A 16,781-nucleotide genomic window follows, 5' to 3' on the forward strand; every position below is an offset into this window, starting at 1 on the left:
TAGATCGCGTTTCTATGGTAATAAATTTTCTTTGAATTCGATTTCAATAATACGGAGTTCATGGTTTGCTTTGTCTGCGTTTTCAGCCTTAACCAAATCGAGCTCGCCGGCCACAGGCTCGACGAGTTCTACAATAGCGCCAAAAGCGTCTTCATCTTTACTTGAGCCTTTAAGCTTGATGGTTATCTCTTTCGTCATCGTTGGTTTTACCGGCAAATGTACGTATCCTAAACTACGGTCAGTTTCTCCACTCCATATCAGCTCCTTTCCTGCATAAATTTCTAATGGATAGCTCCGTTGGCGCCAGCCTGTTAGTTTCATGCAAACCTCATCGACTCGAGCCATACGTTGTAAGTGATAGGTGATCCAGCCTGTCGACAGCTTTCCATCGTTTTTCCATTCACTCAGTTCATTGTCATCAAAACTCTTTATAGCCTGATCTGTATTGGCCCCCGCGACAGCAGATAGAATGGGCACATCAATTTTCGAATCCTTATAAGATGGTGTTTGTGGTGTCTCTCCACGTGTTAAGCGCCCCTCCAGATGGTTAGCGGGAATCCATGGCGTTAAACCGCCTTTGGTTTCAAAAGGTAAGGTGTGAAATACAATTTCGGCATCTTCCAATCCTTTCGCTTTAGCCTTTAAAATCACTTTACCAGCTGTAGTGGTTGAACGAATTAATATCCGGTTGACTCCACATTCTACGGGCAAGTTTTTGCTCAGAATATAGTTGTCTGGACCTTGGGCAATGCCGCCACGCCATTCTGCAGGACCTTCCAAAGAAAAGCTTACCAGGTCATTAGCTAATGGACAACGACGTCCCTGTGCATCGACAACTTCTACCTGTGCAAGTAATAAATCTGCACCGTCCGCTTTCCAGCCTTTTGGATTCTCTATGGCAGTCAGTTTCAAAGCCACCGGTTTGCCGGTTGTTTCCATCTTATAGCGAGCGACTTCTTTCCCTTTGTTATAGCCAATAGCTTCTAAAGTTCCTGCTTGAAAAGCTACATTAGGATAGGTAAAGAGAAACTGCGCATCTTGCTTGGCACCGGATAAGGCTTTGCCATTTAAAAAAAGTGAGACACTATCTGTATTTGCAACAACGTATACGGGTTTCACGACATCGCTTTCATAATTCCAATGCCCCACAATATAAATACGCGGCTTTTCGATATCTACCCAGCCGTCCCACATTACCTGATGTGCAAAATAGGGATCCTTAAATATGCGCATCGGGTCGGTGACACCGCTACGACGGTAATTCTCTTCGCCACGGAAATGGGTGTTGGTATCGGAAAAAATAATTTTCGCACCACCTGAACTTACGCGGGTGCCTGTTCCGGGACGTTCACGAAAGAACTCGAACCAGCGAAGTACATTTTCTACCGTAAACTCATCCTGATTATGATTATAAGCTTCCGGTCGATTCACTTTTTTTCGTAATGACGCATAATAAGCCTCATTTACTACACCTTCCTTGTGATATGGATAAGAGTAATTATCCCAATATTTTCTTAATCCTTCATCACGACAATATTCCATAGCCCACATTGGGTGGCTGGCGCTTTTATTGATATAAAACATTTCGCCACCATATTCTGCTTCGGGAATATCTAACATTTCGCGGCTTCCAATAGCACGTCCACCATGCAAATCATACAAATCACGTATTTGCTTCATCTCTATCATATGCTCGCGACTTATGGATTCATTTCCACATTCGTAGAATAGAATGCTTGGGTTATTGCGGTTATAGATGATTGCATCACGCATGAGGAATAGCCGTTGCTCCCAATTTCGACCCTCAACGTCTTTTTCCGCATCGCCTGCAGGCATTGCTTGAATCAAACCCACACGATCGCAAGACTCTACATCCTGTTTCCAGGGCGTTATGTGCATCCAACGAACCAGATTGGCATTCCCTTCGACCATCAAACCGTTACTGTAATCACTTAACCATGCAGGAACAGACAAACCGATGGCGGGCCATTCGTTACTGGTACGTTGGGCAAATCCTTTCACTTGCAGTACTCGGTCATTTAGCCATATCTTTCCGTCCCCGAAGCGGGTTTTGCGAAAACCTGTACGCGTTACTACCTCGTCAATTGGTTTTCCATTGACCGTTAATGTAGTTTTTACGGTATATAAATAACCATAACCCCAACTCCAAAAGTGCAAACCCTCAGCTTCAGCTTCCGCGGATAATAGTGCTGTTTCATTGGGTTGCATGACTTTGCTTTCTCCATTAAAAGTTTTTAGTAAAGTGCCGTCACGGTCGATAAGCTCTACCCGATATCCGACAGTCTGTACCTTACCCGTTTCATTTTTAACTTCTGATTCGGCATGTATAGTTGCTTTTTGTGACTTGATCCGGATATCTTTTGCATAGATATATACACCCGTAGTCTTTAAATTACTATAGAGCGGTAGGGTTTGATAGAGCTTATCGGTGACATGCAGCCATACATTCTTGGTCAGGCCTCCGTAATTGGCATTAAAGCCACGGCTACACCATTGATACATGACGCCTGTAGCACGTTCTTCATACTCCCAGTTATTGTCTACACGCACAGCAATGACGTTAGAACCTACTTTTACCAAGTCGGTTAGGTCGAAACCAAAAGCCATCGCTCCATTCTCATGTAAACCTACATATTTTCCATTTACGTAAACGTCTACTCCTTGCCGAGCTCCCTCAAACTCTATGAATATCTTTTTACCTTTGGCTGATTGAGGAAGAACAAAATGCTTACGATACCACATCACCGTATCTGTCAGATCACGAATATCCACTTTAAACGCCTCGTCTTCATTAAATGCATGCGGTAGCGTTACTTTCTTCCAATCAGCGTCGGTACTATTGGACTTCTCTGCATGGGGAATATCGCCAACTTTCAATAACCAATCGGAGTTGAAATTGTATTTTTGTCGGTTTTGCGCTTGAAGCGCTGTTGATACGACCAGCAAGATAAGTATGAGGAGGCTTGCACTCCTGTTTCTAGGATTATTCATTGCTTTTCAATACTATATCAAATTCACCAACATAAGAATGGTCTGTACGCAGTTCCGGAAAACTATTATCTGCAGGACGTTGTTTTTCCGGACGAGCATACACGTCTGTCAATACAGAAATTTTATTAGAAGTCGCTTCTTTTAACTCGATATAACCATTATTAAATATTTGAATGCGAGCTGGACCTTCCGAAGATTCAATCCAACGTGTACGTTTTACTCCAGCCGTACCATCCCATTTCCATGTTCCGAAGATTGGCGCGGCCTGTTTATTAGGGTATGCATCATAAGGACCTAATCCTAACCACTTCAGATCGTTAATACCTGTCATTTTTATATCCATCCCTACAAGCGGTAGTCTATTTATTTGGACTTGGGGTCGTAATTCATAATGAATATTTAATAGGCCATTACCCTTGATTGTATATTTATACTGTACAGTAAAGCGATTGTTTTGGTCTATCATGTATTCAACCTGTGCATGAATAACTTTGTCATCAGCCTTATTTTCCACATTCCATGCGGTCACTTTTTGTTGGTACTGATTAAGATTCACTGCTTTTTTTAGCTCTGCCGCTCCAAATGCATAACGTTCATTGGGATCGAGATCGTGCCAAATAGTAGGAGAGATTCCTTCAATTATTTTCGAGTCATCCAGCTGGGCGGCTATGAGTTGACCTAAGTTCGGATCAAATACATATTTTGTATGACCAACCGTTATAGTTAAAAGTTTACTGTTATCTACGATTGGCTTTACGCTATATGTTTCTATAGCTTCTTGCTGCTCTGGAGCACATAGTTCGACTGCACATCGTGTAATTTCAGATCCGTCTTTGCGGAGGAAAATAAACCATGAATAATAGGTTTTTCCTGGTTTTACTGTTTTTATTTTAGTAAGAGGAAGATGCATAGTGCTTGTCGCATGAGGCGCGCCATGTAGTGAAGAAAATCCTTTGTCTAAAAGTAACTCATCTTCATATATTTGCCATTGCACACGTACGTCCGAAAGATCAGTATAGTCAAAGTCGTTGCGTACAGGGATCGGTATAGAATCCTGACCTACTATAAAACTAAGTTTTTCTACAGCTACAAACACGGGAGCATATACCGCTTTTATTTCCCAATAGTCACGGGTTGGATTTCTATAGGAGTTAACAATACCATCCCATCCATTATCCACCATACGCAGATATTTATCGTCTATATTGAACATCGGGTCTTTCTGCTTGAATACTTCCGGAAATGACGTAAACATGCGTTTAGCAATATCACGGTGTTGCTGTTTGCCTACTAAAGATAAGTCTCCGGCACGAAGATTGGCCTCTTTCATAACTTCCTTTAATCGTTTATAGGTGTCCTCGCCTATTGTTGTTAAAGCAGACTGTTCATGCGCTTTCGCAAATACGTTGACTATCCGAGTATAATGGACATCCTTGGTGAGATAGCGAGACCCATGTCGACTGTAGTGACTGATATAAAACGGACTGTATCCCTTTGGAGCCTGAGTTTGCGGAATAAATTCTGTCGTATAAGCATAATAACTGCCTCCCGCCTTATCTATATTTCTGTTAATTTCTTCACGAGCGGTCTGACTCCATAGGGAGCAAAAACTAAATAGGAACAGCGAAACAAAAAGGCCTATTTTCTTCATGGTATTATGATTTACAATTAGTAATTCTAAAATAAGAGTCTGCAGGTTTCCGAGGGTTGTGGAAACGCTGCAGCTCTCTTCTTCTTATGCCGGTATTAATGGATTAAATGTTTGTATCGCAATAATGCTTCTACATAATAATAATCTGCATACGTTAAAGGAACATCCACTTCTCTATTCTCATTTAGGTTGCCGACAGAATGTTTAAGGATAAATCCTCCATTTGAACCCGGCGCCGCTAAATACTCATCGGAAGTTAGCGTTTGTAATTGCTTACGCGCCACAGAAAGGTATTCTTTTGCTAAACTTTTATCTACATATTGGCTTAACTCTATTAATGCAGATGCCATGATAGCTGCTGACGAAGCATCCCTGTATGTATTTGGTATATTAGGGGCATTAAAATCCCAATATGGAACTTTATCTTCTGGCAGGTTAGGATGATTTAAAATGAATTTGGCAATTTTTTCAGCTTGTTCCAGATAGGTCTTGTTTTTTGTTTCTCTATACATCATGGTATAACCATAGAGACCCCAGGCCTGTCCGCGCGCCCATGCCGAGCTGCTTGAATATCCCTGATGGGTATCAACCTTTGCAACTTTGTTATTTACAGTGTCGTAATCGACAACATGGTATGAGCTGTAATCGGGACGGAAATGATTAACCATGGTCACTTTTGCATGACTATTGGAAATCTTATCATATAGTGTGTCTCCTGTCATTTTGTAGACCTCTTCTAACAGTTCAAGATTCATCATGTTATCAATAATGACCGGAAACTTCCATTTTGGTTTTTCGTCCCATGATTTGATTACCCCTAAATTAGGGTTGAAACGACTTGCCAATGATTTGGCACTTTGTATTAATACTTTTTTGTATTGCTCATCTCCTGTGATTCTAAATGCTTGTCCGTAGCTGCAATACATCATAAAACCAAGATCGTGGGTATCAAGGGAATATTGCTCTTTTTCGATACGCTTGGTATAGTTTTCGGCATATTCTTTTAGTAACGCATCTCCCGTATCTTCGTAAAGTTGCCACAATACCCCGCTGAAAAATCCGCTACACCACCAATGTGAATCTGAAGTAACAAGCGTCCCGTCTGGAAGGACGTATCTTGGTAATTTATCCGGTTCTTCCAGTAGGCTAGTAGCTAAAAATTTCGCTTGCTCTACACTTCGGTTTAATCCCTTTTCGATAACAGCATTCATATCACTATCATCCTTTGAAGTACAGGACATAAACATGAGGCAGGTTAAAGCGCTTATAAAAAAAGTTCTCTTAATCATATTGTAATTAGTTTTAATAATTTTTCCAATTTTTCAATTGTTGTATTTCTTGGACGTTCGAGCGATGCTCTTCAGGTATTAACTTAACTTGGAGGTTTTCCTCTGCTCCAGGAGTTAAATAAGCTTCAAAACCAACAAATGTGGTGTTTGGGTTTGCCTCATCATAACTGTTTGGAGATGTAGTACTCCATGTTTTTAGAGAAAATTTAGCAGAAGACTCTACTTTAAGTAATAATTTTTTTCCTTGTATGGAAAGCTGGATAGTATGGTCATCTAAAATCTTTGGAGTAGCCTCAGTCAGCATATTCCAGCGCACAGTGGTTGGTTTATTCAATGCTTTAATTTCATCCCTTATGACGAAATACTTTTCATCTACCAGTGCCATCCCACGTTTTACGTTAGCCACCTGATTTTCATATACAGCGCTCATATCTAAAACAGCATACATAAAGTTGGTTTTATTACCTGATTCGGTAATTGATGCGTGATTTTCTACGTTTTGAAGTTGATTGTTAAATGTTAAAGTGTTGTGTGCCTGGTTGTTGTATCTAAAAATCTTCCATCTATCAGAATCTTGTTTTCGGCCCCATAAGTTCATACCCAATTTTTCTATTGAATCATAATCTTGAGGTCCAAAGTCCATAGCCCAACGTATATTCTGCTCTGTTATAATGAACGAACCAACATCCAGATGGGTGTGTCCTGTCTGAGCCGTACCGCCTTTGATAGCTGCGGATAAGCCTTTGTTGAAATTCCAATTAGTGCGCATTATAGCTACAGGCTGTTCAGATGTGGCAGAAACCCACATTTTTTCACGTGGCGTTTGTATATTATCCAGTTTTATCTGTGAACCCCATATTATAGCATAGACTCCATACCGATAATCTATAATATTACTTTTGGAAGCATTTGAAAGGAAGTACTTATCTCCCCATAGGATATTGGTGTTTTTTGTTTGTTTTGCAAACCAGAACATTGGAGGATACATGCGTCCTGAACTATTACAATCTCCATAGTTGAAAGATTTGCCATCGCCAAGTATCATATTTTGAATGAAATTACCTGTTTTTAGAAAGCCAGGCATTTGCGTTAAGCCATAGTCGGTACCCTTTACCGATTTTAGGGCCTCTATTAATAATATATTATAGGTTGTACCGAAAGCCCAATAACTATAGCCTTCGGAGTAAGCACCGTTAGGGGAATAGATGCTCATTGGTAATTTAACCTTTTCTACCGCTCGATTTACAATTGAATCTGCAAGTTTTGGTATTCTGTCGTAAATAGCTAATGCGCCTAAAGTCATCCCAGCGTTACAAACTTGATTCCAATTATTACGATTATCTAACCAATGGTCATAGTATTCTTTCTTAAACGATGGTCGCAATCCTTTAAGCTCGATTGCCTCTGCTACATTTTTTTTAGTTTCATCACTTATATAGTTGTAAAGCCAATCATATCCAATCGCTAACGCTGTGGTCATTTCAGCCACATCGAGAAAATGGGAAGGGTTCCAGTCAGTAAACTGTGCGGCGTTTTTCATTTCAGCCTCGGCCCGTTGTGCATATTTTCCTTGTCCAGTCATTCTGTAGGCATAGCCAAGGAGTAGCACTCTACGAAGACATTCACGAGAGACACCCAACATCCTTCTTCCAGTAACGACTCGGTCCAATATAGGTACCGACAAAATAGAGTCGGCACCTTCAATCATTAGGCCATGATAATCCCGCCACATTTTATCCGAGCTTATTACCTTTCTGATATCTTTTTCTGTTTGTGCATCCATAACTAAGTATGGATGCTTTAATGATGCAGAATTGCTCTTTGTATGGGCACAGGAAACACACAGAGTCGTCAGAATTATTAAAAACAGTTTCTTCATGTAAGTTTATTTAAGCCTCGCTCCGATAGGACCACCAGTAGTAGATGCTATAGCTGATATTGTATTAGCAGGATAATTAAATGTGTAAGTTTTTCCAAAAACTATACCTTCTTTACCATCTTCATCAACAGCAAACGGCAAACCACTAGCATCACCCATAGAAGACGAACCTCCTTTATCAAAAAATAATTTCCAATAAGCAGTAGGCAAAGGAGGCGCATAATCAAAGGTCAACACTTCAGAGAAATTATTTTCTTCTATAAAGCGACCGTCATTTTTCATTTTGATTGCATCTGCCGAAAGGCCAGTACGGAGTTGGAAGTTAGGATAGTTCTTCAACATATTAGAGAGTGTTGGCTCGTAAAATATGTTGTTGTTACGGATAATAATTTTAGCATTTTTAACACGAGGATCGTTTGCTTCGTTCGCCATAGCTACATCCCATAATACACCTGGTGAGCTTGTTAATTTCCAGCCGCAATCAGCAAAGATATTGTTCTCAATAAGGACATCTATTGCATAATTGATTTCTATATGTCTTCCGATATTAAAAAAAGTATTGTTCGTTAAAGCGTAATGTGCTGTGCCGGAATTGTCAAATCTAACAATCCTGTCTGTTTGGCAATACACATAACTATTGTTAATCACAATACTTTCCTGGTTATTAGCACGGGTATCTACTATACGCCCATTATCGGGGCTGGTTGAATTTGCTGTGTTTCTAATAGTACAATTATCAATAAGCACTTTGTTTCCTACGGTGTTAAGACGGAAAAGAGCTTGTCTGACATTATCAACAAAGCAATTTTTTAGTGTTAATGTTAAGTTAGGCTGATTTGCAACCAATACGCGGTCTGGAACTTTATTTGTAGCCGCATCAACAGCATTGATATAGACATTTTCTAGCGTAACGTTTTTCTCAATAAGAACCATGTTGGTAGAGACTGCCCCATTAGCATCGGCTAATGGTTGAAGTTGTGCTAAATTACCTTCTTCCGCATCTTCTGACTTGATAGTTACATTACTTCTAATGGTATTATTTCCTTCAAAATAATACACTCCTCCTCGGCGTAAAATATAGGTGCCATCACCGTTTTCTGTGATTGCTTTAGTCAATGAATTGACACGGTCTATACCGTTATCTGGTTCTACAATAATTTCCTTTCCCGGATTGTTTCCCGGATCTATTGAAATGTCGGGAAAATCTTGAAGGGTTAAAGTGTTTTCTTTTTCGCAACTGGTTAGCGAGATAGACAACAAGCCTATCCCAATTGCAACCAAATTAATTTTAATACTTTTCATAATATTATAGTTTATATTAAGATCAAATTATCTGAAAATGTCATATCTAAAGCCCAAGTACGCAGCTGAGCCATAAAACTCAGTTGATGTAGGATAGTCAGTTACATTGCGACGTTTTCTATCCGATGACATTGTGAAGTTTGATAACGTTCCGTAAAGCGATAACTTTTTAGATAGGGTGTATTTAAGTTGTGCATCCCACTTCGTAAAAGCTCTTGTCGATTCTACGTCAGCTGCATCTGGACGATGTTGTTCTGAAATAAGCACTCCGTCTTGATAATTACATGATACCCTTCCCGAGAATTTCTTATAATCATATCCCAATGACACATTGAAAAGTAAAGAAGGTTGGTTTAATAATTTATCGGTGTAAGTAACCTCAGAATTGACAGGTAGAAAAGGCTTTTCAGTTCCCCCTTGCACATAATCAGGATTGGCTATTCTTCCCTTCAAAGTTTCGAAATAGTCCATTTTTGAGTCCATAAATGATAAGTTTGTACTTAGTACTACCCCTCTCAGGAAATTATCTAGCTTACGAAATTGTATTTGAAGATCAAACTCTAAGCCTTTGATTGTGGCATCATTAGGGCTATTTAAAGGGTAATTGATGTTAAAGCCTGCAAGTTCAGGATAAAGTCCGTCAAAGTTTGTAGGATCTGTTACGGTACCATTTAACAAATACGCGGAACGTGTGTAAATAAAGTTTTTAATGTTTTTATAGAAACCACCAACTGTGAACAAGCCCCAATCTGGTCGATAAAAAGATAGTATCAAATCGTAGTTTGTTGAAAGCGCAGGTTTTAGATTTGTTCTGCTCCAGGTAACATCACTAGACGTTGGTTTAATTATTGTCCTAGGTGCGAGTAAGTTATAATCGGGTCTAGATAATGTTTTAGTATAGGCTAATCTAACATCCATCCATTGGATTGGTTTTACACGTAAATGCATTTGTGGTAACCAATAGCCAAATTTCTCTGAGTCGGAAGTTTTTTCAAAATCTGCCTCGAAATGACTTGTTTCACTTTCCGGAACATTTTGACCGCTGTAAGCCTGATAGCGTAAATAAGAATGGTCATGACGTACACCTGGGATGAACGTTACCAATTTTCCAAAGTTGATTTCACTCATAATATACTCGGCCAACATTTCTTCGTGTCCATCGTAATCATTTTGTAAAGTTGAAGAAGGGGTAGATTGATAAATACTTCTATTCACGTTATAGAAGTTTCTCATAGCATTATGATCTAAAGCGAAGTTAAAGTTCAAATCATCGTATTTGTCATTTAAGTAAGTATGTGGTTTGAAACCTGTGTCAATGAAGTTCTGAATACCTATTAAATTCTTAAATGTAGACTTCTCAAGATCAGGCATGTTTGCATTTATTACATTCAGTCCCTCTCTTAGGTCCATACGACCATAATATTGTGAGGTTACTAAAGACCTATCTTTTTGGCGGTATTTTCCACCAAATTTAATGTAACCGCTTATTAGGTCATTAACAGTGAATGGTTTTTTCCAATCTAACCAAGCACTATATTCTGTTTCCTTTGCTGCTTCCGTATTAAAATACCCTTCATACATATAGTACTTCGAAAGAGGGGTTTCATCTACAAATTGAGGACTTACAGCTAAATAAGGCGGTAAATATAAAAGCGAGCTAATTGGTACTGTAAAAGGTGAGTTTATTCTAAACTGCAAGTCGTGGCTGTAAGGAGTTTTAGAGTTAGAGTTGCTACGTCCAGCTCCGACTTCTAAAGTAGAATTTAAAAGATTAAATTCACCTTGTAGCATATTGGTAATGTTGGTAGTATTAAACTCTATGTCAGTTTGGTTGAATCTCAGGTAGTTGCCATTAAAGTCATATCTTTTTTCACGTACATCACGATCGCGATTCATTCTGCTAAAGAGGTTAGACATTTTAATTTTAGAACCGTTTCCCAGATTCCAGTCCATATTTATATTAGCATTATAGCGTTCTCTTTTCTCAAGATTGGACTGTAAACGAGTGGTTCTTAGCCAAGGCATTGTATAATTAAGACCTTCCGTAGGAGCATTTCCACTAACGTCATAATTCCCTCTAAATGTGTCATTACTACGATCCGTTTTATCTGCACTCGCTGTGAAAATTACACCAAGACGATCATTTAAGAAACGGTTACTTGCAAAGATATTTCCTTTATAACGACCAATACCATCTATTTGAGAATGATACCCTGATTCTCCTGAAACATTTAATTTAAAACCGCTTGACGCGTCTTTTAATATCAGGTTAACTGTACCTCCCAATCCATCGGCGTCTTTATCAGCTGTACTTGCTTTCATTACTTCCGCACCGGCGATCATTTCTGGTGAAATCATGTTTAAGTCAGTACTGCGATCTGTACTGCTGGTAGATGGAGCATTCATCCCGTTGATCGCTATCGTGTTATATTTCGGATCCAAACCCCTGATGATGATCTTTTGACCTTCACCTCCATCACGCTGGATCATCAATCCAGGTAAACGCCCAACAGCATCAGCGACGTTAACATCGGGTAGCTCACGTAATTTTTCTTCCGAAACTGCATTGATAATACCTGTTGCATTTAATTGTTTCTTAATAGCAGCTGTTTGCCCTTTTACCTGAGCGCTTACAACTACCTCGTTTAACTGACGCCCATTAGGATTTAACACTAAGTCGATTTTTTTGACCTCATTAGCCTTAAGATCCACCACAAATTCTTGTGTTTGGTAACCAATAAAAGAGAATTGAATGGTTTGCTTACCTGCTGGCGCAAACAAGGTATAACCTCCATTTGCATTGGTAATAGTTCCTTTTGTTGTCCCTTTGACGGCTACAGTAGCACCTATAAGGAAGTCCTTAGTGTCACCATCTGTAACAACTCCGGTGACCGTCGCGGTCTGTGCGACAAGCTTCACAGTTATCAATGATAAGAGTGATAACATTAATAGTTTTGCTTTCATGAATTTTTAGATATTATAATTGTTAATCAAATATAGTTTGCAGGTCTTTTAAAGGAGGCTTAAAAAAAGTGCAAAAAATAGTTCTTTATTGTTTTTGTTATTATAAAATGGGATATATCTATTCAAATATGTATACATTTAGGTCAAGCCAATTTTTTGCCTGCCCAGTTTTTTTGGTCTAAAAAGGCCGTTGTTGCCTTGACAATTACATAAAATCCGATAAAGGAGATTGATATTAAGCTCAAGAACGGGTGCCAGGAGTAGGAACTAGCTTTGGGTAGCGGAGGATGTTGATGTAATAAAGAAAAGACCGAAAAAATACCAAATTGACTTGTTGACGATAGCGAAATAAAAGTTTTTATTGCTTCATTTTCAAGAGTTGCTTTTGCTAATGACTGTCTTTTTTTATATTTTTAAATTCAAATAACGAAAAGAACTTTTAATCGCTATTTGTATCGTCAAAAATTTTGGTAAGTGTTATGCCTACCGCAAGATGGAGATTTTGAAGGTTGACAAAGAAGCACTAACTAAATTAACCATAAGCCATAAAACCACTGTTTCCAAAAGCTATAAATAGGCGTGACATCTAGAATTTAGTTGATCGAAAGAATAATTTACCTTATCGAAAAGCCAGCTTATTGTGTTGGGCTCTAAAAAATAAGATTAAGTATGAAATATAAAACCATTAAACCGCCTTTATTACTACTTATTTTAGCTGGACTTTTATGGCCATTTTGTGGTCGTTCTCAAAACGTACAACTCGGAGGTTTAAAAGTAGCATTACCACATACCACTGTTACTTCTATTGTGCAAGATTCCTTAGGTTTTATGTGGTTGGGAACCAATAGAGGCATAAGTCGATTTGATGGATATGCAGCATTGCCGTATGAAAGGGTTATTAAAGATGGAATCTATATAAATTTCGTTAAACGTGAAGGTAATAAGCTTTACATTGGGTCTAATAATGGATTGTTTAGCTATGATTATATTCAAAATAAAAGTAAGATATGCTCTGAGTTTTTGGCCGGAAAAAACATTGTATCCTACTGTTCAAATGATAAATATAGGATTGTAGCTACTAATAATGATATCTTTCTGTTTGATCATTCCTGGAAATTTATCAATAGGTTGTTGATGCATAAAAACATATTAGACAATCATATCATTTGTATGGTCACTGATAAAAATAAGAAAATATGGGTAGGGACGGAATCAGGATTATCAACCATTAGTATTGAGGCAAATGGAAAGATGAATATTGAAAATCTGTATAGGGGTAACCGTATAGCGAAGATATTCTTTGATAAATATAATAACATTTGGGTTTGTCGCGCGGAGGAAATTCTGTATGGAAATTATCATGCCGTATCTAAAAAAGGTATGGCAGGAATGAGTCATATTGCATTTAATCATGAGGCTCTATCTATTTTTGGGTATGAAAATCAAGTATGGGTTGGGACAAGAGGGTTGGGAATATCTGTTTTTGAACGAAAGGAAGATGGAACTTTTATTTTTAAAAGCAAGCTCTTAATAGATGAGTCAAGAGAAAGTGATTTAAAAAACACTGTTTTCGATATTCATGAAGACAATGATAACAATGTTTGGATTTGTACATTAGATGGTCTCTTTTTATATGATGGAAAGGATAAGCGCAGTTTTCATACTGTTAAATTTAGTATCAACAAACACAACGTCCCATCTAGCAACATTATATCCTCAATCTACCATGATAGTAAAGATGTATTGTGGTTAGCTACATCAAATGGCATCAACCAACTTACGTGGAAGAACGAACAAAATTATACTTTCACTCCATACATGGATTTGAGGAATAAAAATAATTTAATAGCTAACAACAAAATACAATACCTCACAAAATATAGGGGGGACACTTTATTAGTTGGAACAAAAAATACTATCAAATTTTTTGACACAAAAAGAAAATCTTTTTATGATGACAAGAAGCTAAGTGATACGCTGAATACGTATGGTATGAGGTATGTACGTTCGGGATTCAGGGATCAACAACAAAATATTTGGATAGCATTTTCAGAAAGTGTCGGCGTTATTAATACTTTTAATGGCGATTTTACTAGAGTTATTTTTCCGCCAACTATAACGCCCCATTACAGAGCAATAGTTCGTGATGCAAAAGGTAACTTGTGGATTTCATCGGATAATGATGGTTTATACTCGTTGGAACTGGATAAAAATTTTCGTATTAAAAATATTCACCTATATCCTAAAAAGCAATTTGGCGATACTTGGATTACCACAATATTTATCGATCAAACTAATCGTATGTGGGTTGGTACATCTAACGGGTTATATCGTTATAAAGACGATAAAGGCGAGTTCGAAAAAGTAGAGTTTCCATATTCTCGCAAGAATGTTTACATAGGAGGTATCATTCAGGATCTACTTGGCAACATATGGGCAGTAGGGTTGCGAGGTATTTATAAAATCAATTCAAATGACACGATATATTATTACGAGCTTAACGTTGCTGAGGATATCGTTAAAACGTGGTACGTTTTAGGTAAGGAAGTTAATCAAACAGGCGAAATATTTATAGGAGGGGTAAATGGATTGAATTTCTTCAATCCGACTAAACTGCAGTTTGATACTTATCAGCATAAAATAAATATCTCGGATGTTGAGGTTATGAATACCAGGATGTTAAATAACCCTCAGTATGAATCCAAAGAAATAAATAGCTCGGGAAAGATTATTCTTTCACATCGCGATAATCAGTTTACGCTGAGGTTTAGCTCCATGTATTACAAAGAGCCTATGATGATAGAATATGCTTATATGCTTGAAGGCTATGACAAAGATTGGATCATAACCGACGCCTCAAAGCACTTTGCGTCGTATTCCAACTTAGAAGCAGGTAACTACATATTTAAAGTTAAATCAACCAACGCATCCGGTATTTGGCTAGATAACGTTAAATCTATAGCAATTACTATCAAAACCTCCCCATGGAAAAGCTGGTGGGCATATTTAATATACGCTAGCATTTTAATAGGAATAACGATTTTGATTGTTAGAATTTATAAACTAAAGTTTATACTCAGACGGAGAGAAGCTCTTAACAAATGGAAGATCGATTATTATACTAATCTTTCTTACGGCTTTAAAGTACCGTTAACACTTATTTATGCTCCTTTACAGTACTTACTTAAAAAGTATGATCAACTACATGAAACAGAGATTAAACAAATGTTGTACACAATGTCAGAAAGTGTATCGAAATTGTCTGATCAAGTTTCATATTTAGTTGATTTTAAGAAAAAATCCTCTGGGCCGAGTGATTTGCAACTCTCTAAAGTGGATATATTACCAGTTATTAACGGCATTTTTACATTATTTACAGATCAAATGAAGGCTAAGCACATAACATATTCATTTGATTCAAATATAGATTCGGTTACCGTATATATTGATGTAACCAAGATAGAAATAGCTTTATATAATATATTAGAAGACGCTATTTCTTATACTTCCAACAATGGGCACATAGATATAATTTGCATATTAGACTCTAAAGATTATAAATTCAAAATTAGCATCGTAGCCATAGGGGAAAAAAATATAGAAACGAACATAAGTAATTTAAATACCCGTTTTTCTATCGCTTATGATTATATAAAGTTGCACCATGGTGAGTTACGTATCAGCAAAAAGGAAAATGACACGGTACTTAGCTATACATTCGGTCTTTCTTTGGGTAGCTCGCACTATACTCAAAAGGAAATTAAATCATTGGATAATAGTAAACCTGTTTCATTATTGCCAATAGGTGCTTCTCTGAAGCCAATTGTCGATCATCCGTATGTATCTATTAAATCACTTCCTCTTGTTTATTTGATTGAGGGAGATCAGGAAATAGATTTGTTTATTAAAAACATATTTGCTAATCGGTTTGACGTACATATTATTTCTGAATCTGAGGGAATAAAACCAATGTTGGATAAACCTCCTTTACTGGTTATATGTGATATGATAAAAGAAGAGGAGGGAAAATTCGATATCTGTCGTCAAATTAAATCACATCAGTTTTTGTCGGTCATACCAGTGATATTTATATCTTCATTGACTAATACAGATGTTGAATCTAGAGCATATGAATCTGGAGCTGATATATTTATGGCTAAGCCGTTTGATATAGCTACACTTGAAACGCGTATCGATCAGTTGAACGAAACAAGGGCAGCTATTAAGGAGCATTTGAGAAAGGAACTAATTGTCAATCCGAAAGAAGTTCTTATAACTTCTGATGATGATAAATTTATTGTAGGAGTGACAGAAGTGATTGAGGACAACATTTCCAATGTAGACTTTAATGTGGATATTCTCGCTAGTAAATTATATATAAGCCGATCTACTTTATACCGAAAAGTATGGGAAATCTGTAATATGGCTCCCATCGATTTGATTAGGAATATCAGAATGAAGAGAGCAGCAAATCTTTTGGAGTTGACTGATAAGCCCGTTTCAGAGGTTAGTGAACTGGTTGGTTATTCAGAACAACGTTATTTTTGCCGATGCTTTAAGAGTCAGTATGGTATCACTCCAAAAAAATATGCTAAAAATAAAAAAGTGGGTGTTCATGCTGTCTAAGCAGAACAGATTTAAAATGCTTCTGATTTCTTAAACTTTATTTACACTCATAATTCAG

7 protein-coding genes are annotated in these 16,781 nt (G+C 37.6%); 1 reads left to right on the plus strand and 6 read right to left on the minus strand.

The window, feature by feature from the left end:
- Positions 1-12: 12 nt before the first annotated feature.
- From PEDSA_RS17105 to PEDSA_RS17130, 6 genes are all read right to left on the minus strand, one after another.
- Complete coding sequence (locus PEDSA_RS17105) at positions 13-3,012, minus strand: glycoside hydrolase family 2 protein (RefSeq protein WP_013634420.1); 3,000 nt, start codon at positions 3,010-3,012, stop codon at positions 13-15.
- A complete protein-coding gene (locus PEDSA_RS17110) occupies positions 3,005-4,663 on the minus strand; it encodes a beta-galactosidase small subunit-related protein (protein WP_013634421.1) in 1,659 nt (552 codons plus the stop codon). Before PEDSA_RS17110 ends, PEDSA_RS17105 begins: the two co-directional genes overlap by 8 nt.
- A gap of 95 nt (positions 4,664-4,758) precedes the next feature.
- Positions 4,759-5,952 carry a glycoside hydrolase family 88 protein gene (locus PEDSA_RS17115; protein ID WP_013634422.1) on the minus strand — a complete coding sequence of 398 codons (1,194 nt, stop codon included), beginning with the start codon at positions 5,950-5,952 and terminating at the stop codon, positions 4,759-4,761.
- Between the two features lie 13 nt (positions 5,953-5,965).
- Entirely contained in the window at positions 5,966-7,831 is a 1,866-nt protein-coding gene (locus tag PEDSA_RS17120; protein WP_013634423.1) for a heparinase II/III domain-containing protein, read from the minus strand.
- A 6-nt stretch (positions 7,832-7,837) separates the two neighbouring features.
- On the minus strand, positions 7,838-9,133 hold the full coding sequence (locus PEDSA_RS17125; RefSeq protein WP_013634424.1) for a hypothetical protein: 1,296 nt from the start codon (positions 9,131-9,133) through the stop codon (positions 7,838-7,840).
- Positions 9,134-9,160: 27 nt separating this feature from the next.
- Positions 9,161-12,097: a TonB-dependent receptor gene (locus tag PEDSA_RS17130; protein WP_013634425.1), complete on the minus strand. Its 2,937-nt coding sequence runs from the start codon at positions 12,095-12,097 to the stop codon at positions 9,161-9,163.
- A 669-nt stretch (positions 12,098-12,766) separates the two neighbouring features.
- Here PEDSA_RS17130 and PEDSA_RS17135 point away from each other — a divergent pair.
- Positions 12,767-16,723, plus strand: a complete 3,957-nt coding sequence (locus PEDSA_RS17135) for a two-component regulator propeller domain-containing protein (protein WP_013634426.1) — start codon at positions 12,767-12,769, stop codon at positions 16,721-16,723.
- Positions 16,724-16,781: the final 58 nt, after the last annotated feature.

Source organism: Pseudopedobacter saltans DSM 12145 (assembly GCF_000190735.1).
Lineage (GTDB): Bacteria > Bacteroidota > Bacteroidia > Sphingobacteriales > Sphingobacteriaceae > Pseudopedobacter > Pseudopedobacter saltans.